This window comes from Achromobacter sp. B7 (assembly GCF_003600685.1).
GTDB lineage: Bacteria > Pseudomonadota > Gammaproteobacteria > Burkholderiales > Burkholderiaceae_B > Achromobacter > Achromobacter spanius_B.
In genome coordinates, this window is the sequence record NZ_CP032084.1 from 5,630,415 (window position 1) to 5,649,386 (window position 18,972).

Here is an 18,972-nt window from a genome sequence, read left to right on the forward strand (position 1 = left end):
TCAGCGCCTGTCGGCGCTCCAGCGGAGTACAGGGGCCAGCTCCGGAAAAACCAGTTGAGGTAGCAACCAATATGTCATCCCCGATCCGTCTAGCCTGTGTTGAGGTCTGCAATTTCCGACGCCTTGCATGCACCCGGCTTGATCTTGATGAAGGAACTACGATTCTGGTTGGTGCGAACAACAGCGGCAAGACGTCGCTGCTGACCGTGCTACGAAATTTTCTTGGAGACTCGCCTGGCTTTCGCCCGTACGACCTAAGCCTTTCCCAATGGGCCAAGTTACGTGAGCTAAGCAAGGCTTGGGAGGATCTCGGTGAAGATCCGACTACCGACACGAAGGACGCCGAAGAGTGGGAGGTTCAGCTACGAACCCTGCTGGACTGCATGCCGTTCGCCGATTTGTGGTTCAACGCGGAAGAGGGAGCCTACAGCTATGTAGCGCCTTACATCACCTCGTTGAAGTGGGAGGGCGGTCCTGTTGGCGTGCGAGTCCGCCTCGAGCCCGTTTCTAACAGCGATGATTTGAGAAAGCTGGCGTGGGCCTATCGTGAGGCTCGATTCCCGGTGAAGGGCCTTCCGCGGGAGGGGCATGCTTGGCCGGTCGACATCATCGACTATTGGTTGAGAAACCCATCAGATTTGCGCCGCATCGCTTCGTATCGCCTTGACCCCCAAAAGGGACCACTGGCACCTACCGCTGCCGCGCTCCCGCAGACCCTACCGCGGAGTCCTTCTCCCGTAGACCTGAGTCACCTGCGGAAATTGGTTCGCGTCGACTTCGTCTCAGCCCAGCGCGGGCTCGGATCTGAGGAGGATGAAGCTCGGACTGAGTCACCAAGCTCGCGGCCGGGCATGTTCTCAAGTCAATTGCTCAAGTTCGCCCGGCAGCATCTGAATGTCTCCACCAGCGCTCCAGTACATGGTGAGGCTCTCGTGACCGCTATTGCGAACGCACAGGCCGACCTTGACGAGTTGATTTACAAGGCACTCAAGCCGGCCATGGAGGATGTTGAGGTCCTGGGATACCCTGGCCTGCACGACCCCCAACAGTTCCACTTTCGAACTCGAATTCAGACCGCTGACCTTCTAGCTCATAGCACCGCAGTCCAATATCGAATCGATAAGACGGCTGTCGATGAGTCCTTGCCGGAACATTCCATTGGTCTGGGTTATCAAAACCTTCAGTCCTTGAGTTTTATGCTCGTGTCATTCAGAACTGCGCGTCTGAATCCCTCGCAAGGAGCGCCAGCCGCCGTGCATCTTGTATTGGTCGAGGAGCCAGAAGCACATCTGCACGTGCAGGTCCAAAGGAACTTCTCATCCAATGCGCTCGGCCTCATTCGGCCTAAGGAAGCAATCCATTCCAAACTGCGTAGCCAGTTGCTAATCAGCACACACTCCAGTCATCTGGCCCACGGTGACAGTTTCACCCGCCTTCGGTATGTGAAGAGGTTGGCGGGCAAATTGGAAGGGACAAAACCAAGCACCGAAGTCGTGAATCTGGGGGATGCCTTCGGCAACGATGTAGAGACTCGTACCTTTGCCGAGCGATACTTCCAAGTCCAGCACACGGATTTGTTATTCGCAGATGCTGCCGTTTTCGTCGAGGGGACTGCTGAGCGAATGCTCATACCGCTCTTCATAGAACGAGATTTTCCGAAGCTCGCCAAGAAGTATGTGTCTTTCGTCGACATTGGAGGCAGTCACGCGCACCGGCTCAGGCCTCTCATCGAGCGCCTTGGCATCCCAACCGCCGTCATTACCGACCTGGATCCAGTCATTCCAATTAAGTCTGAAAGCGGGAAGACAGTGCGGTCCGCTGTGCATATCGCCGGGCAAGCTGACCTGGAGTGCGGCAATGACACGTTGACGTCGTGGCATCCAAAGCTGGTTAAATTCGAAGGGTATGGAAGGCCCGCGGCAGCAGAGCTTGAGTGGATATCCCCGGCCGGCGTGAAAGTTCGGTTCGCGTGGCAACTGCCGGTCGCTGCGGCCAGCGCTCAATGGCCAAGCTCGTTCGAAGATGCACTAGTGTTGTCGAATATCGACTGGTTCAAGAGGCTTGACGAAGAGGTTGACGAAAAGGGCAAGAAAAGAAAGCACCGTGGTGCACTGGGCAAGGTGATTGACCTCGTGCGGCACCATCCCGATCATGTGGAGCTTGTAGAGGTGCTGCACAAACTGATGCACGGTAGTTTCAGTAAAGGTGACTTCGCAGCCACGATTTTTGAGAGGCTCAATGCTGGTGCTGCGCTGGACTGCCCGGGGTACATCAAGGACGCCCTTGCCTGGCTAAGCACTGAGCTGAAAGTCAACGCTGGTGAAACTCCATGAACGTACAAGTCCAATCTGAAGGCAATGACCGCGATGCTCACGTCGTCGAGGAAATCTGCGGATATGTCACTGCCCCGGTACCACGAAGCTTCTTCCTCTTTGCTGGTGCAGGTTCAGGAAAAACGCGGACGCTCGTTGAGGTTCTTCGACGAATCACCGGCGTAATCAAACATGAAGCTGGTGGGGAATACTCCAAGCGCCTTCACAGCCGAGGCCAAGCCGTGCGGGTGATCACGTACACGAAAAATGCAACCGACATCGTTACCGGTAGGTTGGGGAATAACGACCTGACAGTTGTATCGACAATCCACGCGTTTTGCTGGGAACTCATCCAAGGGTTTGATGCAGATATTCGAGAGGCACTGCTTGCACTCAAAGATGAGGAACTGGAAGCCGCGAAGCAGGTGGCCTCAAATAAGAAGAACGGAGAGACTGATACGGACCGCAGGAAGTATGCCGAAATTGCGATTGAAGCCGATGAGATACGTGCCGTTGAGAGGTTTCTCTATCACCCTGACCGCAACACATATGGCCTCGGAGCTCTAGCGCATGCGACTGTCCTCGCCGCTGCCGCTTGGCTTGTCAGCTGCAGGCCAACTCTCCAGCGCATCCTGGAGGAGCGGTACCCCTTGGTGCTAATAGACGAGTCGCAGGACACCATGAAGGGCATCCTCGATGCTCTCCTGAACTTGGAGGCCATGCGGCCGGGCAAGTTCACCCTGGGACTGCTTGGGGACCATCGTCAGCGCATTTATCCGGACGGCCATCGTGATTTGCCTGCACAAGTCCCGACGAACTGGGCGTTTCCTGCGCTGCAGATGAATCATCGAAGTCAGAGGCGGGTTGTGGACCTCATCAACGCGATTTGGCTAGCCGACATCCCCGGTCGCACGCAGCCCAAATCGGGTTTTTCTCAACACCCGCGAGAAGAGAAGTCGGCCGGTACTGTTCGCATCTTCATTGGCGATGCCGCATGGGCTACCGCGGACAAGGTTGAGCGTGAACGCCAATGCGCAGCGGTCATGGCAAAGGCGACCGGGATCGATGCATGGGCCGATGAGACGCGGAAGTTCAAGACATTGGCACTTGAACACAAGTTGGCGGCGAAACGCGGAAGTTTCTTTGATGCGTACTTCGCCATGGACCTATTGGACGAAGACGCGGCTGCTCCAAAGAGTAACGGTGAACGGACGGGACCGGCGATGGTGCGGCCTTTGCTCGGATCAATCTTCGACCTCGCGACCTGCTTTGATCCGGCCGGTGATTTGGACGAGTTCGCGGCGATGGACGTGTTGCGAGCGGCGAAGGCGCTTGCACATCTTCCTGAGGGTGTCGAAGAGCGGCGGATACAACTCGCAAAAATACACGAGTCTGTGACGGCCTTCGGTGCTGCGATCCGAAATCCTAGCGCGACCGTTCGAGAGGTTTTGACTCCTCTTTTGAGCGCGCGGATCTTTGATGCAGACCCCCGCCTTGTTGCGGCCTTTGCCGATGACTCTCCGCCTCCAGCTCCGCCAAAAGTTGCTAGCAAGGAGGAGAGGAATGACCGGCTGAAACGAGGCTGGAGTCATCTCTTTCAGACTCCTTGGCCGCAGATTGCACGCTACCGAGACTACTTGCACGGCGAAGCGGAACTCGCAACGCACCAAGTTGTGAAGGGCTCGGAGTTCCCACACGTGATGGTGGTTATGGACGACCATGAAGCGCGGGGCTTCCTGTTCTCATACGACAAAGTGTTCGGGGGTGAGCCGCTCTCCAAGACGGACAACGAGAACATCGCGGCGGGTAAAGAAACCACCGTCGACCGTACCTTGCGATTGTTGTACGTCACCTGCAGCAGAGCCGAGGAAAGCCTCGCACTGGTGTTATGGGCCGGAAATCGCACTGCCGCAGCCGAAGCAATCAAAGCTACGGGCTGGTTTCAGGAAGCGGAGATTTCCCTATTGGACTGACTAGGTGCCCGATCTCGGCAAGACCGGCGATTCGCGATACATGGGTCGATCGGCTGCTCTCAGTCTGCAGCTGTCACTTGGAGGTGCTGAGAGCGCTGACCGCTTCTGGCCGAAAGCGGTTCTCGAAGACAGGCAGTGTTCGACCCAAAGCCGCAATAGACGAACGATCACTTCCGCCCCACCGTCGCCAACCGGGGAAGGGTCTCTTTCCATCCGCCGGTCGTTGAGCATGGCAATTGCACGCAATAAAAGTCTAGGCAGATTAGCCCAATGGCTTGCTCATAATGATGCTTCGATAATTGGTGTGTGCCCATTGCGCAAATTCGATCGGCCGGTAGCCGCGTGAGATGTACCAATCTTGCAGATGCGTGGCGGGTTCGGCGGTATCTAAAGCGATTTCGTTGGCACCACAGATTACCGCCCGAGCTTCGGCGTATTTCATCAGTCTGGTCCCAAGACCCGACCGTTGTAGAGCGGGGTCCACTCCCAGCTGATGAAGACTCGCGACATCGGGCCGATCGAGCCATGGTGTCCCTTTTGTCCGTCGCGGAGGAACGTAGAGTACGGTCCCCACCAAGCGCCCGCCAGCAACCGCCACGTAGCACTCCCCAGCGTCCGCGCGCTGCCGCGTGACATCGTCGGTCTGATCTACAGCTTTGAACTGCCATCCCATTTCACCGAGCTGCGCATAGGCGCGGTGCAGCAACGAAGTGAGAGACGAAATATCGTCGTCGGGTGTAAAGAGCCGGACGTCAACAGACGCAATATCGATTTCCACGTTTGTACCTTGTCGGCGTGGTTAGACCTCTCGAACAACCGTGTCAGACTCCGATTTCGATATGCCTCGCACACAAAATCACGGATAAGCCCGGGCGCTTACCGTCAACCGCCATAGCATTGCGCGTAAATAAAGTCGACCAGGCGCTTGTCTGAGGCATCCTGTGGCGTGGACGGCTCGACTTGGAAATGCCCGAACATATCGTCGTTGCAGATCCGCACGTTCTTGCGCTGCGTACCTTCCTGCAATACGCAGGAGCCGCCAAAACTGTGATTACTCCCGGCGGCGCCAACCGGTAGATCAATCAGCCGGCTACAACCGATGATCCGGCCATTTTGCTTCTGATGCGCCAACGATTGGTTGAACGATTCAACACGGGAGTTGGGATCACGAATCGACACAACATTCACGCATTCGCCACTAACAGTTTGGTTGCCCGGCAGCTTGCAGTCTGAGTACACCTCGCCATTGGCAATATGTTCCTCATTACGCGCCAGCATGGCGATTCGGGTTGTGTATGCTTGCTGCAGGCAGGCGCTGTCTTGACAAATGTCACGAGCGTATTTGATCCAGTTGCGCTGTTCTTTACCCAACTCTTTCTTGCCATAGGCATCGGTTGCGGCTAGTGCTGTTTCATAGGCGCCTTGCAATTTTCCATCCAGCGCGGATGTCTCGACATCGCTACAGATCAACCTTTCCGTAATGCCCGCGGCCTTGTTGCAATCAAAACTAGCGGCTTGGGCGCTAGCCCATAACGTTGCAAGGCCCAACGTAAAGAGAAGCTTCATCGCAGGTGTATACCGTGTCTTCGGTGCGTAAGCGGGCGGGCGTGTTGAATGCGGCTGGGTCATGATCCTATCTTCTCAAGTTGTATGTCGATGATGTCTTGCGTACAGCACAACACATCTCCCTCGTGACACGTCAAATCAGCTGAACTGGGCTTATGCACATCTCTGGGCTTGTGATCTTGTCGCAGGACCATCAGAGGCATTCTTATTCCCAATACCCGGCTCAGTTTTTACCAGATCTAAGCGGACGCCTGTGCCTTTAGCAACTAAAGCGGCGGCTCCCCCACAATCATCTCGGATGATCCTTCATTAACGTCGCTTATGAAGTTCATTCAACTTGAGATTCCGTTCACTGAAGTTGGCATGGTCTGGTACAGCCTGCAATACAAGAGCTCGGTCCGATGCTCTTCCGCTTCTGGCCGGAAGCGGCCAAGTGAATCAAGTCTCACAGGCAGCACTTCGACGGAACTTGTGGCTGCGTTAAAGCCCCGTTAGCATCGGCGCACCTGCCTTCCCGTTCTGCGCCCACATCCATGATGGAACCCACCGTGACCGAACCCACCGCCATTGAAGTGTCAGGCGAAGCCGCATCGCATAAGGGAAAATTTTTCCTGATCGACGCCAGCTTCTTGGGAAACGGCAGGGTTCCCGGCATAGAAATTGCCAACGAACAGACGCTGATCGATCCGGGGATGAATGTCGTCTCGTGTCCCAATGGAATGCCAGATCAGTATCCGGAGCGTCCGCACCTGGTTCATGTATCGGAGAAAGGCGGAATGCCACGCGATCTGGAAGAGCTCGCTGGCATATGGATTGTGTCGGAGCCGTTGAAGCAACTGTTTGAGCAATTGGACGCCGAGGCGTTTGCCTTTGTGGCATGCGACTTCAGCCTTGCTGACGGCAGCCCCGGTCCTCAGTACTACCTTGGGAATGTGCTGCGCAGACTCGATGCCCTGGATGAAGCCGCTTCTCGCGTGAGGATCAAGCTCGACCGCAATTATCAGACAGGCCAGGACGAGAAGCTCTATAGCCTCGTTGGCGGAGCCAGCTTGGTGTTCAAACAGGAGCTTGTGGGAGACGCCCATATCTTCCGCCAGGATCGCATGGGAGCACCTCCTATCTGCGACCGCGCGATGTTTGATGCATTGAGTGCGGCCAACTTCTCCGGCGTACGGCTGCGCGATGTAGCCGATATTTAGAGCTGACACGGGAGCGGAGGGTTATGGCCGCTGCGCGGCCACGCGCGGATGTCGGTGCGGTGACGCGTATGCTCGCTTTTCGCCGAAACCGCCCGCATATCGAAATGCCGCAACGCTACATACTAAGCCCTCGAACGCATCGAACTTCCACCGACCTAACCCGCGCTTCATCAGCCCCCGCATACCGCCGCAATAATAAAAACACCCCAACAGTCGGACCAAAATCCGACTCTTGGGGCGCTTACCACAAACGACTTTTCTGATCTTCAGCCGATCAATGCAAGATCTGGCTCAAGAACAGTTTCGTCCGTTCGTTCTGCGGATTATCGAAAAATTCATCCGGGTTGTTCTGTTCGATGATCTCGCCACGGTCCATGAAAATGACGCGGTTGGCGACCTTGCGGGCGAAGCCCATTTCGTGGGTTACGCAGATCATCGTCATGCCGCTTTCCTGGGCCAGCGACACCATTACGTCCAGCACTTCCTTGACCATTTCGGGGTCAAGCGCCGAAGTGGGCTCATCGAACAGCATGATCTTGGGGTTCATGCACAGCGACCGGGCGATGGCCACGCGCTGTTGCTGGCCGCCTGACAGCTGGCCGGGGAATTTCTTGGCTTGTTCCGGAATGCGTACGCGTTCCAGGTACTTCATGGCCGTGGCTTCGGCTTCCGCGCGCGGCTTCTTCAGCACCCACATAGGGCCCAGCGTCAGGTTTTCCAGCACGGTCAGGTGCGGGAACAAGTTGAAGTGCTGGAACACCATGCCGACGTCCTTGCGGATCGTCTCGATGTGCTTCAGGTCATTTGTCAGCTCCGTGCCGTCCACGATGATGTGGCCTTTCTGGTGCTCTTCCAGACGGTTGATGCAGCGGATCATCGTGGACTTGCCCGACCCCGAAGGGCCGCACACCACGATGCGCTCGCCTTGCGCCACGTCCAGATTGATATTGCGCAACACGTGGAACTGCCCGTACCACTTGTTCACGTCCTGCATACGAATAATGGCATCCGACATGCCTGTACTCCCGTAAATATCGCTGTGCGCGCCCACCGGCAGGCGGGCGCGCGCCAGGGGCTAGCGTTTGTGATCAGTCGCAAGACGTTTTTCAAGCGCCTGACTGTACTTGGACATGGAAAAGCAGAACACGAAGTAGATCGCCGAGATGAACAGGTAGGCCTCTACGCCGAATCCGCGCCATGCCGCATCTGACAAAGCCGCCTTGGCTGCCAGCGTCAAATCGAAGATACCGATGATGACGACCAGCGACGTGTCTTTGAACAGCGCAATGAAAATGCTGACCAGCGGCGGAATCACGATCTTCAGCGCTTGCGGCAAGATGATCTTGCGCATCTGCTGCCAGTAGTTCAGGCCCAGCGAATCGGCGCCTTCGTACTGCCCTTTCGGGATCGCCTGCAAGCCGCCACGCACCGTTTCCGCGATGTAGGCCGCGGCGAACATGATGATGGCGATCTGCGCGCGCAGTAGCTTGTCGATCGAAAAGCCTTCCGGCAGGAACAAGGGCAGCATCACCGACGACATGAACAGCAGGCTGATCAGCGGCACGCCACGAATCAGCTCGATGTACACAACGCACAGCGCCTTGATGGCGGGCATCTTCGAGCGCCGGCCCAGGGCCAGCAGCACGCCGATGGGGAACGCAAAGGCGATGCCGAACGTGGACAGGATCAGCGTCAGCGGCAGGCCGCCCCAGCGGGCGTTCTCGACGTAGGTCAGGCCGAACACGCCGCCCCACATCAACAGCGCCACGGCGGTCAGGCCGACGACCCAGATGACCGCCAGCTTCCAGTTCCAGAAACGACGGATGCCGCTGCAAACAATGACCGCCACCAGGATGATGGTGGCGATCAGCGGACGCCATTGCTCGTCGAACGGGTACGTGCCGAACAGGATCAGCCGGTGCTTCTCGATGATGAACGCCCAGCAGGCGCCACCGGAAGCGCGGCATTCCTGGGCGTTGGCGGCGTTGAAGTCGGCCTTGAAGAACGCCCATTCCAGCAGCGCCGGCACCGACATCAACAGGAACCACGCCAGCAGTACCGTGATCAGGATGTTCAGCGGCGACGAGAACAGACGGGATCTTAGCCAGGGCCACGCGCCCACGTGGGTGCTGGGCGGCGGCATGGCTTCGGTGGGGGTATGCGTAGTGCTGCTCATCTCAACGCTCCACCAGCGCGATGCGCTTGTTGTACCAGTTCATGAATATCGAGATCGACAGGCTGACCGTCAGGTACGCGCCCATGATGATGAGGATGCCCTCGATGGCCTGGCCCGTCTGGTTCAGCGTGGTGTTCACGACCGACACGATGTCGGGGTAGCCGATGGCGACCGCCAGCGAGCTGTTCTTGGTCAGGTTCAGGTACTGGCTGGTCATCGGCGGGATGATCACGCGCAGCGCCTGCGGCAGGATGACCAGGCGCAGCACCTTGGCGCGTGGCAAACCCAGCGAACCGGCGGCTTCCCATTGGCCGTTGTTGACGGCCTGGATGCCCGAGCGCACCACTTCGGCAATGAACGCCGACGTGTAGATCACCAGGCCCGCCAGCAACGCGGCGAATTCCGGCGACAGCGTCAAGCCACCCGAGAAGTTAAAGCCCTTCAACGCCGGCATGTCCAGCGTCAACGACGCGCCGCTGACCAGCCAGCCGATGAACGGCAGGCCGATGAGCAGACCGATGGCCCAGCGGCCCAGCGGGAACATGTGGCCGGTGGCTTCGTGGCGCTTCTTGCCGTAGTGGCCAAGAAAGATGATCGCGACGATGGCAAGGCCCAGGCCCGCCAGCATCCAGTCCAGCGAGTTGCCTTCCAGGCCGGGCACTTTCAGGCCCCGGTTGGAGATGAACACGCCGGGAAGCGGGTTGTGCGCCTGGCGCGGACCCGGCATGTTTTCCGTGATCAGCGCGTACCAGAAGAACAGTTGCAGCAAGAGCGGCACGTTGCGCATCACTTCGACGTAAACCGAGGTGATCTTGGCGACGAGCCAGTTCTTGGACAAGCGGCCGATACCGATCAGGGTACCGAGGATGGTGGCCAGCACGATGCCGATGACGGCAACGCGTAGCGTGTTGAGCAGGCCGACCAGGATGGCGCGGCCGTAATCATTGGCGGGGGTGTAGGCGATGGCGGTTTCACCGATCGCAAACCCGGCTTCACGGCTTAGAAAACCGAAGCCCGTGGCGATGTTGCGCACGGACAGGTTATGCAGCGTGTTGGAAACCAGGAACCACACGGCCCAGGCTACCGCGGCCAGCGCAAGCACCTGGTAGACCACGGAGCGCACTCCGGGATCATTCCAGTTCAGCCGCCGGCGAGGAGCCGAAATTGGGGCGTTTCTATTGGAAGTCGTCATGATGAATCTACAGAAGTCGTACACCGGGTGGCAACGCCGGCAAGGCCACGCCCCCCACTCCTGCCGCCCGCTCGGTGGCGGGCTAGGCAAAACGGAGCGCTAAGGCTCCGTTTTGCCGGGCAGCCGTGTGTTAGCGCACCGGCCAGCCGTACATCAAACCGCCTTGCTTGTACGACGCGTTCAAACCACGCTCCAGCTTCATCGCGCTGTTCTTGCCCAGCGTGTTTTCGAAGCTCTCACCGTAGTTGCCCACGTTCTTGATGATGTTGTAGGCCCACTTGTCGTCCACGCCCAGGTTCTTGCCCATGCCCGGGGTCACGCCCAGGATGCGCTGGATGTTGGGGTTGGGGCTCTTGGTCATTTCATCGACGTTGGCCTTGGTGATGCCGTATTCCTCGGCTTCCAGCATGGCGTTCAGCGACCAGCGCACGACGTTGAACCATTGCTCGTCGCCCTGGCGGACCATGGGGCCCAGCGGCTCCTTGGAGAAGTCTTCCGGCAGGATGACGTACTTGTCCGGGTTCTCGAGCGTGGTGCGCGTCGAAGCCAGTTGCGACTTGTCGGTCGTGAAGGCGTCGCAGCGGCCGGCCGAGAAGGCGCGGATGATTTCGTCGTACTTGTCGATCACGACCGGCTTGAATTCGATTTTCTGACCGCGGAACCAGTCAGCCAGGTTCAGTTCGGTGGTCGTGCCCGGCTGCACGCAGATGGTGGCGCCGTTCAGTTCCTTGGCGCTCTTGACGTTCAGGTCCTTGGAGACCATGACGCCTTGCGAGTCGTAGTAGTTCACGCCCACGCCGATCAGGCCCAGCGTCGTGTCGCGGGTCAGCGTCACGGTGGTGTTGCGGGTCAGCACGTCGACTTCGCCCGATTGCAGCGCGGTGAAGCGTTGCTGCGTGTTCAGGGGCGTGAACTTGACCTTGGTGGCGTCGCCGAACATGGTCGAGGCGATGGCGCGGCACATGTCCACGTCGATGCCCTTGTATTCGCCCTTGCTGTCAGCAATCGAGAAACCCGGAATGCCCGTTGAAACCCCGCATTGGACAAACCCTTTCTTTTTAACGTTATCGAAGGTCGCGCCCGCATTGGCAGCCGAGGATGCGGCAAACAGTGCAGCGCCAATTGCAGCGAGTTTCAGTACTTTCATCGTGATCTCCGTGTGGGACAAATCGAGCCTTGCATCGACCGGGTTGGGCCGACGCATGGGGCGGATGGTAGCGTCCACGCAGCGGCCGGCACATCCGGGAATTCCCTTGAAATTTAGGGACACTGGCGAAATCAATCGGCGTTTTCGTTCGAAAACGGGGACGCCTTTTTTCGATTGCACAGGGTCCGGAGATGCGTTTGTTTCGTTCTGCTCAAAACGTGTCCATCCGGTCACACCGAAACGCTTTTTCACAGCCCGGGCACGAATCGGCTTACGCCCCGATCCTGTCCCCGAGTTACTATTGCGGCTTCATCCGACAGCCGCCATGATCGAATTCCAGCACGTATTCAAATCATATGGTCGCGGCCGAAATATCCTGGCCGACATCAACTTCCGCGTTAGCGCGGGAGAATTCGTTTTCGTATCCGGGCCGTCAGGCGCCGGTAAATCCACGCTGCTCAAGTTGATCGGCGGGTTGGAGCCCGCCAGCCGCGGGTCCATCCAGGTCAACGGGCAACGGCTGGACAAGCTGCCTGCCCGTGCGCGCCCTTACCTGCGCCGCGCCGTGGGCGTCATCTTGCAGGACACGCACCTGTTGTTCGATCGCAGCGCGTTCGAAAACGTGATGCTGCCGCTGGCGGTGCAGGGTCACCCCTGGGATTCGGCCGCCGCGCGCGCCCGCGCCGCGCTGGACAAGGTGGGCCTGTCGGGTAAAGAAGACCTGAACCCCATTGAATTGTCCGGCGGTGAACAGCAGCGCCTGGCGATTGCGCGGGCCATCGTGAACCGGCCCGCCATCCTGATCGCCGACGAACCCACCGCCAACCTTGACCATGACAACGCGCAGCGCATCATGAACGTGTTTCGCGATTTCAACCGCGTGGGCGTCACGACGCTGATCGCTTCGCACGACCAGGAACTGATGGCGCGCTACGCCACGCGCACGCTGCGCATTGACCCGGGCAAGTTCGCCGATTCGCACGGCCCGTCGCAACCGCCCGACGCCGGGCAACCCACCGGGGCCACGCCGCGCACCGGCAGCCGCGCCGAACCGGGCATGGGCTTTCCGGGAGAACCGGCATGAACGCCTGGCTGCGGCAACACCGCTATGCGTTGATGGTCACCGTGCGACGTCTGGCCAAACAACCTTTTTCGTCCTTGGCCAACCTGCTGGTGATGGCGCTGGCGCTGGCTTTGCCCTTGCTGGGCAGCGCCATTCTGGTGTCCGTGCAACCGGTGGCGCGCGAAATGTCCGTCACGCCCGAAGTCACCGTGTTCATGCGCGTGGACGCCCCCGCCGGCGCGGCCGCCGATGTGGCCAAGCGCATCAAGGACGACTACCAGGCCGACGTGCGCGCGGTGCGCGTGGTGGGGCGCGACGCCGCCCTTGCCGACCTGCGCGCCAACCCGGCGTGGCAGCAGGCGCTGGCCGTCCTGCCCGGCAACCCGCTGCCGGACGCCGTGGTCGTCACGCTGGCCGACGGCGACAACCTGGCCGGACGCGCCGACAAACTGGCCGCCGACTGGAAGCAATGGAACCACGTTGACCTGGTGCAGCTTGATAGCGCCTGGGTGCAGCGCCTGGAGGCCATTCTGCGCTTTGCCCGTATCGGGCTGGGCTTTTTGGCGGCCTGCGTGGCCGTGGTGGTGCTGGCCACGGTGTTCAACACCGTGCGCATGCAAGCGCTGTCGCAACGCGAGGAAATCGCCGTCGCCCGGCTGGTTGGGGCCACGGAATCCTTCGTGCGTCGCCCGTTCCTGTACCTGGGCGCACTGTCCGGCGCCGTGGCGTCGCTGCTGGCGATCGGCGTATCGGCCATCGCGCTGTCGCCCTTGAACGAGGCGCTGCTGGGGCTGGCCCGCAGCTACGGCGCCGAGTTCGCGCTGCACCTGCCCGGCACGCCGGTGCTGGTGGCTGCCGTGGTGGCATCGGCCGCACTGGGCGCCTTGTCGGCGCGTTGGTCGGTTACGCGCAGCACCCGGTTCTAAAACCGCCCTGCCCAATCTCTAAAGCTACGTATAAAGCCGGAACGTCCCCGTGATCCGGGGAAAGACCGCGCGCGCGCCTGTGTACGATGATTTCCGGGCGTCGTTGCTGACGCCCGCCCGCGCCGCGGCGTCATACGCGTCGTGGCGGGTCGCCGCCATGGAGGCAAAGCGCGTTATGAATCAGGGACGTATCGTTCGCCGCCGTTACAAGCATTTCCCCCGTTGTCTCGCGGGATATGTAAGAATAAAGCGAAATTTTTCTATACTTTTTGAAACATTCAACGTTTTGCCGAGCACCGTCCTTCGTGTCCCAATCGCCGTTCTTGCCTGATAAGTCCCATGGTCTCCCGTCTTGAAGCCCGTGCAACGCGCCACTATTTCGATAGCGCGTTCCAGTGTCAGGCGGTGAAGGTACTCCCCAACGAGTACTACGTCACCGACGAAGACCTGATGATTTCGACCGTACTCGGGTCGTGTGTTGCCGCCTGTATTCACGATCCGGTTACCGGCGTGGGCGGCATGAACCACTTCATGTTGCCGGAAGGCGACATGCAGTCGCCCGCCTCGGCGACGATGCGCTACGGCGCGTTCGCCATGGAAGTGCTGATCAACGAATTGCTCAAGGCCGGCGCCGTGCGCGACCGCCTGGAAGCCAAGGTGTTCGGCGGCGGCGCGGTGCTTAGCGCCATGCAGCAAATGAACATCGGCGAACGCAACGCCATCTTCGTCTTGAACTATCTGAAGATGGAAGGCATTCCGGTCAAGGGCAAGGATCTGGGCGACGTGCACGCGCGCCGCATCAATTACTTTCCCCGCGATGGCCGCGTGATGGTGCGCAAGATGGCGCCGCACCACCAGCGCGCCGAAGAAATCATCGCCAAGCGTGAACAGGCCGCCGCTCAAAGCGTGCAAGCCAAGACGCAGACCCCGCAACGCGTGGAACGCTTCACCCGCCCTGGCGTCGAGCGCTTCGATGCGCCCGCCCGACCGGGGGTGGAACGATTCGACAAGCCGACGCGACCCGGCGTGGAGCGTTTTGATCGCCCGGCACGCCCTGGCGTCGAACGCTTCGACACCGCGCTGTCGCGCCTGCGCAAGTCGGAAAACACCGGCAGCTGATCCATCGCCCGACGCGCGTCCGAAAGCGCGCCGGGAACGGCGCGGAGCGAACTGCACGGAACGAACTGCGGACGACGAACCGCAGACGGCGCGCCTACAATCGGCGCATGTCCACCGTCCGCCTTTTCTACGCCCTGTGGCCGTCACCGCAACTGGCAGCATCGCTGGCCCAGTGGGCGCAAGCCGCCCGCCCCGCCTGCGGCGGCCGCGTCATGCGCACCGAGACGCTGCATCTGACCCTGGCGTTTCTGGGGCCGGTCGAGGCGCAATTGGCCGACACGCTGGCCGCCGCCACGCCCGGCTATGGCATCGCGCCGGGCGAGGTGCCGCTGGACCACCTGGACGTCTTTCAGCGCCCGCGCATTCTGTGGGCGGGGCCGCGTGACACGCCGCCCGCGCTGCAAGCGGTGCACGATGATCTGTGGCAACGGTTGGCGGGCTACGGTCTTGCCAAGCCACCCCAACCCTTTCGCCCCCACGTCACGCTGCTGCGCAACATCGAACACGCGGAGCCGCCTCCGCGCCTGCCCGCCGACGCCGCTGACGGCGCCCGAACACCGCTGATCTGGCGCTATGACCGCCTGGTGCTGGTGGCTTCGGAGTCTCTGTCGGGCGGCAGCCGCTACCGGATCGTTGCCCAATCCCGGCCGCTGGACGCATAGCCGCGCTCTGGCACAATCGCTGGGTTGCAACCCCTGGGATCGCCATGATCATCCTGCTGGACCAAGACGGCGTGCTGGCCGATTTCGAACATGCGTTCATCGACGCCTGGCGCGTGCGCCATCCCGATATCGCCCCCATTGAATTCGAAGACCGCAAGTCCTTCCACATCCGCGAGGACTATCTGCCCGAACTTCGCGGCATGGCCGAAGCCATCTATACGGCGCCCGGCTTCATCCGCAACTTGCCGCCCGTGCCCGGCGCCCTGGAGGCCGTGCAGGAACTGCTGGCCTTGGGCATGGACGTGCGCATCTGCACGTCGCCGCTGTCGCAGTTTGAAAACTGCGTGGCCGAAAAGTACTTGTGGGTCGAAAAGAACCTGGGGCGCGACGCCACCGCCCGGCTGATCCTGACCAAGGACAAGACGCTGGTGCACGGCGACCTGCTGATCGACGACAAGCCGCATATCGAAGGCGCCGTTAAGCCGCGCTGGAAGCACATTCTGTTTGACGCGCCCTATAACCGCCAGGTCACCGACCGCCCTCGCGTTACCTGGAAAAACTGGCGCAACGTGCTGGCGGGCGAGCTCTATACGGCGGACGAATGAGTCCGGGCGGCTGCTGTTCAGCCGTCATGATTTAGGACTATTCTGTGTTGGCTGTACCCCCACCCCGGAGGAGCCCGCACCATGAATCTGTACCGTCTGCTCAAGCAGCGAGAAGCCGATCACAAGCCGTTGCGTGTTGCATTGCTGGGCGCCGGAAAGTTCGGCGCCATGTTCATGAGCCAGGCCCCTCGCACGCCGGGCATGCGACTGGTGGCGGTGGCGGATCTGGCGCCCGATCGCGCCCGCGCGGCACTGACACGGGTAGGTTGGCCGGCCACCGCGCTCAATGCCGCCAGCACCAATGACGCCCTGAAAAACGGCAAGGTCTTCTTCAGCGACGACCCGCTGGCCGTCATTGCCAGCCCCGACGTCGACATCGTCATCGACGCCACCGGGCAGGCCGCCGCCGGCATCACCCACGTGCTGGCCTGCTGCGAATACGGCAAGCACATCATCATGGTCAACGTCGAAGCCGACGCCCTGGCCGGCCCGCTGCTGGCGCGCCGCGCGCGCGAGGCGGGCATCGTCTATTCGCTGGCCTATGGCGACCAGCCCGCGCTGATCTGCGAGATGGTGGACTGGGCGCGCGCCGCCGGCTTTGAAGTCATGGCGGCGGGCAAAGGCACCAAGTACCTGCCGGAATTCCACACCTCGACACCCGACACCGTCTGGCCGTACTACGGCTTCACCGCCGAAATGGTGGCCGCCGGCGACTTCAACGCGCAGATGTTCAACAGCTTTCTGGACGGCACCAAAAGCGCCATCGAGATGGCGGCGGTGTCCAACGCCACGGGGCTCTTGCCGTCACCGTCCGGCCTGCACTTTCCGCCTTGCGGCGTGGACGATCTGGCGCGTGTGCTGCGCCCGCGCGAGGACGGCGGCATCCTGCATCACCGGGGTCAGGTGGAAGTCATTTCATCGCTGGAACGCGACGGCCGCCCGGTGTTTCGCGACCTGCGCTGGGGCGTGTACGTGACGCTGGCAGCCGACAGCGACTACGTGCGCCGCTGCTTCCAGGAATACGGGCTGGTCACCGACCCCAGCGGCAACTACACCGCCATGTACAAGCCGTATCACCTGATCGGCCTTGAGCTTGGCATCAGCGTGGCCAGCGTGGGCTTGCGGCGCGAACCCACCGGCGCGCCCGCCGGCTGGCACGGCGACGTCGTGGCCACTGCCAAGCGCGACTTGCAGGCCGGCCAGATCCTGGATGGCGAGGGTGGCTACACGGTGTACGGCCGGCTGATGCCGGCGCGCGATTCAGTCGAAGAAGGCTATCTGCCGCTGGGCTTGTCGCATCAGGTCAAGCTCAAGCATCCGGTGCGGCAGTCGCAGGCGATTCGCTGGCGCGACGTGGAATATGACGAGCGCTCGACGGCGGTGCAGTTCCGGCGCGAAATGGAGCAGACCTTCGCGTAGCGGCGGCCGAAAAGGGTGGCCCGACACGGGCGAAGCCAGCGCCGTTGCGCGTCACCGCCGCGCCGCTTACACCGGCGCCGGGCGCTCGGCCTGGAACAAGCGAAGCCGGTCCGCCGCGTTGCGCAGATGCTGTTCGGCGGCGCGGCCGGCAGCGTCGGGGTCCGAGCCTTCGATGGCCACGAAAATGGCCTGGTGCTCGCTTTGCACGGCGGCCATCCGTTCGGCATAACGGCGCGCCGTGTTGTTGCGCGCGCTGCGGATCACGCGCCGCACATTCGCTTCCAGATAATCATTCAGCGACACCAGATGCGGGTTGTGCGTGGCCTGCACGATGGCCTGGTGAAACTGGTAGTCCTCTTCGTCGCCCAGCTTGTCGTTGATCAGCGCGTATTCCATGCCGACCAGCGCCTGGCGCATCTTCTTCAGGTCTTGATCGGTGCGCCGCTGCGCCGCGTAGCGCGCGGCGGTGACCTCGATGGACAACATCAATTCCAGGATGTGTTCCAGGTCTTCGGTGTCGCCGGGCGTGGGCGCGGCAATGCGAAACGCGTTGCGCTGGAAGTTGGGGTCCACGAACACGCCGCTGCCCTGCTGCGACGTGATCAAGCCTTCGGATTTCAAGCGCGCCAAGGCCTCGCGCACCACCGCTCGGCTGACCGAATAGGTTTCGGTCAGCTGCTTTTCGGTGGGCAGGCGGTCGCCGGGGGCTAGCACGCCCTGGCGTATCTGTTCGGCCAACGCATCGCCCAAGGCCGCGGAAAGCGAGCTCTTGGGCGGATTGCGCGGCGTGTCCTGATCGTGATTCGTCGACATGGGAAATCGGGAAAAGGTGATGGCGGCGTCCTTCACTTTAAGCGATGTAGATGCCGCCGTTGACCTGCATGACTTCGCCCGTCACGAAACCGGCCAGCGGGGAACACAGGAATGCGATGGATCCGGCGATTTCCTCGGCGGTGCCGAAGCGGCGCAGCGGCGTGCTTTCCAGCAGATGCGTGCCTTTCTGGCCGATCAGGTCGTGCGTCATGGACGTGGCGATGATGCCCGGAGCCACCGCGTTCACGCGGATCTGCGGCGCCAGTTCCAGCGCCAGGCTGCGCGTGAAGCTTTGCACCGCGCCCTTGGACGCGGAATAGGCCGCGTGCGCGTAGCTGCCGCGCTGCGCCGCCAACGAGGTCAGCAGCACGATCGACCCGTTGTGGCGCAGGTGGCGCTGGGCGGCGCGGCATACGTAGAACGTGCCGTCCAGATTCACGCGCATCAGTGTGCGCCACGCCTCGTCGCTGGTGTCCTTGACCAGTTGTTCGGGATAGATGCCGGCGCAATGCACCAGATGGTCCAGCCCGCCAAAATGCTTGGCCGCCGCCTCGAACACGCGCTCGCATTCATGCGACACCGACACGTCCAGCGCATGTGTGTAGACGCGCTGGCCCGTCGGGTCCAGTTCGGCCGCGATCTCTTCCAACCGCGCGCCGTCGATATCCGTCAGCACCAGCCGGGCGCCGTGGGCGGCCATCAGGCGCGCCGTTGCCAAGCCGATGCCATTGCCCGCGCCCGTGATCGCGGCCACCTGCCCTTCAAATGAAATCATCCTGTCTCCAGCGTGTGTAAGTGGG

17 protein-coding genes are annotated in these 18,972 nt (G+C 61.0%); 9 read left to right on the forward strand and 8 right to left on the reverse strand.

Features of this window, described 5'->3' with window-relative positions; all coding sequences use genetic code 11:
• The first annotated feature begins 71 nt into the window (after window positions 1–71).
• Both DVB37_RS25415 and DVB37_RS25420 read left to right on the forward strand, forming a co-directional pair.
• Window positions 72–2,333, forward strand: coding sequence for an AAA family ATPase (locus DVB37_RS25415; RefSeq protein WP_120157115.1), 2,262 nt, complete (start codon window positions 72–74; stop codon window positions 2,331–2,333).
• Window positions 2,330–4,285 (forward strand): UvrD-helicase domain-containing protein, encoded by a 1,956-nt coding sequence (locus tag DVB37_RS25420; RefSeq protein WP_120157116.1) that lies wholly within the window; start codon window positions 2,330–2,332, stop codon window positions 4,283–4,285. Before DVB37_RS25415 ends, DVB37_RS25420 begins: the two co-directional genes overlap by 4 nt.
• 262 nt (window positions 4,286–4,547) lie before the next feature.
• Here the strand turns inward: DVB37_RS25420 and DVB37_RS25425 are convergent, their stop codons facing one another.
• Together DVB37_RS25425 and DVB37_RS25430 are read right to left on the reverse strand one after the other, a co-directional pair.
• Entirely contained in the window at window positions 4,548–5,063 is a 516-nt protein-coding gene (locus tag DVB37_RS25425) for a GNAT family N-acetyltransferase (RefSeq protein ID WP_240434004.1), read from the reverse strand.
• A 104-nt stretch (window positions 5,064–5,167) separates the two neighbouring features.
• A complete protein-coding gene (locus DVB37_RS25430; protein WP_240434005.1) occupies window positions 5,168–5,914 on the reverse strand; it encodes a lysozyme inhibitor LprI family protein in 747 nt (248 codons plus the stop codon).
• Between the two features lie 470 nt (window positions 5,915–6,384).
• On the opposite strand from DVB37_RS25430, the gene DVB37_RS25435 reads away from it, so the two are divergent.
• Complete coding sequence (locus DVB37_RS25435) at window positions 6,385–7,050, forward strand: imm11 family protein (protein WP_120157118.1); 666 nt, start codon at window positions 6,385–6,387, stop codon at window positions 7,048–7,050.
• Between the two features lie 274 nt (window positions 7,051–7,324).
• On the opposite strand, the gene DVB37_RS25440 is transcribed toward DVB37_RS25435, so the two are convergent.
• The 4 genes from DVB37_RS25440 to DVB37_RS25455 all read right to left on the reverse strand — a co-directional run bounded on the left by DVB37_RS25440 (window position 7,325) and on the right by DVB37_RS25455 (window position 11,565).
• On the reverse strand, window positions 7,325–8,065 hold the full coding sequence (locus tag DVB37_RS25440; protein ID WP_046803291.1) for an amino acid ABC transporter ATP-binding protein: 741 nt from the start codon (window positions 8,063–8,065) through the stop codon (window positions 7,325–7,327).
• A 60-nt stretch (window positions 8,066–8,125) separates the two neighbouring features.
• Window positions 8,126–9,226 (reverse strand): amino acid ABC transporter permease, encoded by a 1,101-nt coding sequence (locus DVB37_RS25445; RefSeq protein ID WP_046803290.1) that lies wholly within the window; start codon window positions 9,224–9,226, stop codon window positions 8,126–8,128.
• A 1-nt stretch (window position 9,227) separates the two neighbouring features.
• Window positions 9,228–10,418 (reverse strand): amino acid ABC transporter permease, encoded by a 1,191-nt coding sequence (locus DVB37_RS25450; protein WP_046803356.1) that lies wholly within the window; start codon window positions 10,416–10,418, stop codon window positions 9,228–9,230.
• A gap of 130 nt (window positions 10,419–10,548) precedes the next feature.
• Complete coding sequence (locus DVB37_RS25455) at window positions 10,549–11,565, reverse strand: amino acid ABC transporter substrate-binding protein (RefSeq protein ID WP_046803289.1); 1,017 nt, start codon at window positions 11,563–11,565, stop codon at window positions 10,549–10,551.
• Between the two features lie 325 nt (window positions 11,566–11,890).
• Between DVB37_RS25455 and DVB37_RS25460 the strand changes: the two genes are divergently transcribed.
• The 6 genes from DVB37_RS25460 to DVB37_RS25485 all read left to right on the forward strand — a co-directional run bounded on the left by DVB37_RS25460 (window position 11,891) and on the right by DVB37_RS25485 (window position 17,359).
• Window positions 11,891–12,649 (forward strand): cell division ATP-binding protein FtsE, encoded by a 759-nt coding sequence (locus DVB37_RS25460; protein ID WP_120157119.1) that lies wholly within the window; start codon window positions 11,891–11,893, stop codon window positions 12,647–12,649.
• Entirely contained in the window at window positions 12,646–13,554 is a 909-nt protein-coding gene (locus DVB37_RS25465; RefSeq protein ID WP_046803287.1) for an ABC transporter permease, read from the forward strand. The genes DVB37_RS25460 and DVB37_RS25465 overlap by 4 nt, the downstream gene beginning before the upstream one ends.
• A 339-nt stretch (window positions 13,555–13,893) precedes the next feature.
• A complete protein-coding gene (cheD, locus tag DVB37_RS25470; protein WP_120157120.1) occupies window positions 13,894–14,673 on the forward strand; it encodes a chemoreceptor glutamine deamidase CheD in 780 nt (259 codons plus the stop codon).
• Between the two features lie 107 nt (window positions 14,674–14,780).
• Window positions 14,781–15,335, forward strand: coding sequence for an RNA 2',3'-cyclic phosphodiesterase (thpR, locus tag DVB37_RS25475; RefSeq protein ID WP_120157121.1), 555 nt, complete (start codon window positions 14,781–14,783; stop codon window positions 15,333–15,335).
• 44 nt (window positions 15,336–15,379) lie between these two features.
• The gene (locus DVB37_RS25480) at window positions 15,380–15,940 is read left to right on the forward strand and encodes a 5'-3'-deoxyribonucleotidase (RefSeq protein ID WP_120157122.1); all 561 of its coding nucleotides are present in this window, start codon (window positions 15,380–15,382) and stop codon (window positions 15,938–15,940) included.
• 81 nt (window positions 15,941–16,021) lie between these two features.
• The gene (locus DVB37_RS25485) at window positions 16,022–17,359 is read left to right on the forward strand and encodes an NAD(P)H-dependent oxidoreductase (protein WP_120157123.1); all 1,338 of its coding nucleotides are present in this window, start codon (window positions 16,022–16,024) and stop codon (window positions 17,357–17,359) included.
• Window positions 17,360–17,425: 66 nt separating this feature from the next.
• On the opposite strand, the gene DVB37_RS25490 is transcribed toward DVB37_RS25485, so the two are convergent.
• On the reverse strand, window positions 17,426–18,172 hold the full coding sequence (locus tag DVB37_RS25490) for a FadR/GntR family transcriptional regulator (protein ID WP_046803355.1): 747 nt from the start codon (window positions 18,170–18,172) through the stop codon (window positions 17,426–17,428).
• Window positions 18,173–18,209: 37 nt separating this feature from the next.
• Window positions 18,210–18,947: an SDR family NAD(P)-dependent oxidoreductase gene (locus DVB37_RS25495; RefSeq protein ID WP_046803282.1), complete on the reverse strand. Its 738-nt coding sequence runs from the start codon at window positions 18,945–18,947 to the stop codon at window positions 18,210–18,212.
• Window positions 18,948–18,972: the final 25 nt, after the last annotated feature.

Bases quoted from the DNA above. Each gene is read 5' to 3' on its own strand.
- DVB37_RS25420 (WP_120157116.1), top strand. From the start codon at position 2,330: ATGAACGTACAAGTCCAATCTGAAGGCAATGACCGCGATGCTCACGTC.
- DVB37_RS25445 (WP_046803290.1), bottom strand. From the start codon at position 9,226: ATGAGCAGCACTACGCATACCCCCACCGAAGCCATGCCGCCGCCCAGC.
- DVB37_RS25480 (WP_120157122.1), top strand. From the start codon at position 15,380: ATGATCATCCTGCTGGACCAAGACGGCGTGCTGGCCGATTTCGAACAT.
- cheD (WP_120157120.1), top strand. From the start codon at position 13,894: ATGGTCTCCCGTCTTGAAGCCCGTGCAACGCGCCACTATTTCGATAGC.
- DVB37_RS25450 (WP_046803356.1), bottom strand. From the start codon at position 10,418: ATGACGACTTCCAATAGAAACGCCCCAATTTCGGCTCCTCGCCGGCGG.
- DVB37_RS25495 (WP_046803282.1), bottom strand. From the start codon at position 18,947: ATGATTTCATTTGAAGGGCAGGTGGCCGCGATCACGGGCGCGGGCAAT.
- DVB37_RS25415 (WP_120157115.1), top strand. From the start codon at position 72: ATGTCATCCCCGATCCGTCTAGCCTGTGTTGAGGTCTGCAATTTCCGA.
- DVB37_RS25485 (WP_120157123.1), top strand. From the start codon at position 16,022: ATGAATCTGTACCGTCTGCTCAAGCAGCGAGAAGCCGATCACAAGCCG.
- DVB37_RS25435 (WP_120157118.1), top strand. From the start codon at position 6,385: ATGATGGAACCCACCGTGACCGAACCCACCGCCATTGAAGTGTCAGGC.
- DVB37_RS25430 (WP_240434005.1), bottom strand. From the start codon at position 5,914: ATGACCCAGCCGCATTCAACACGCCCGCCCGCTTACGCACCGAAGACA.
- DVB37_RS25460 (WP_120157119.1), top strand. From the start codon at position 11,891: ATGATCGAATTCCAGCACGTATTCAAATCATATGGTCGCGGCCGAAAT.
- DVB37_RS25440 (WP_046803291.1), bottom strand. From the start codon at position 8,065: ATGTCGGATGCCATTATTCGTATGCAGGACGTGAACAAGTGGTACGGG.
- DVB37_RS25490 (WP_046803355.1), bottom strand. From the start codon at position 18,172: ATGTCGACGAATCACGATCAGGACACGCCGCGCAATCCGCCCAAGAGC.
- thpR (WP_120157121.1), top strand. From the start codon at position 14,781: ATGTCCACCGTCCGCCTTTTCTACGCCCTGTGGCCGTCACCGCAACTG.
- DVB37_RS25465 (WP_046803287.1), top strand. From the start codon at position 12,646: ATGAACGCCTGGCTGCGGCAACACCGCTATGCGTTGATGGTCACCGTG.
- DVB37_RS25455 (WP_046803289.1), bottom strand. From the start codon at position 11,565: ATGAAAGTACTGAAACTCGCTGCAATTGGCGCTGCACTGTTTGCCGCA.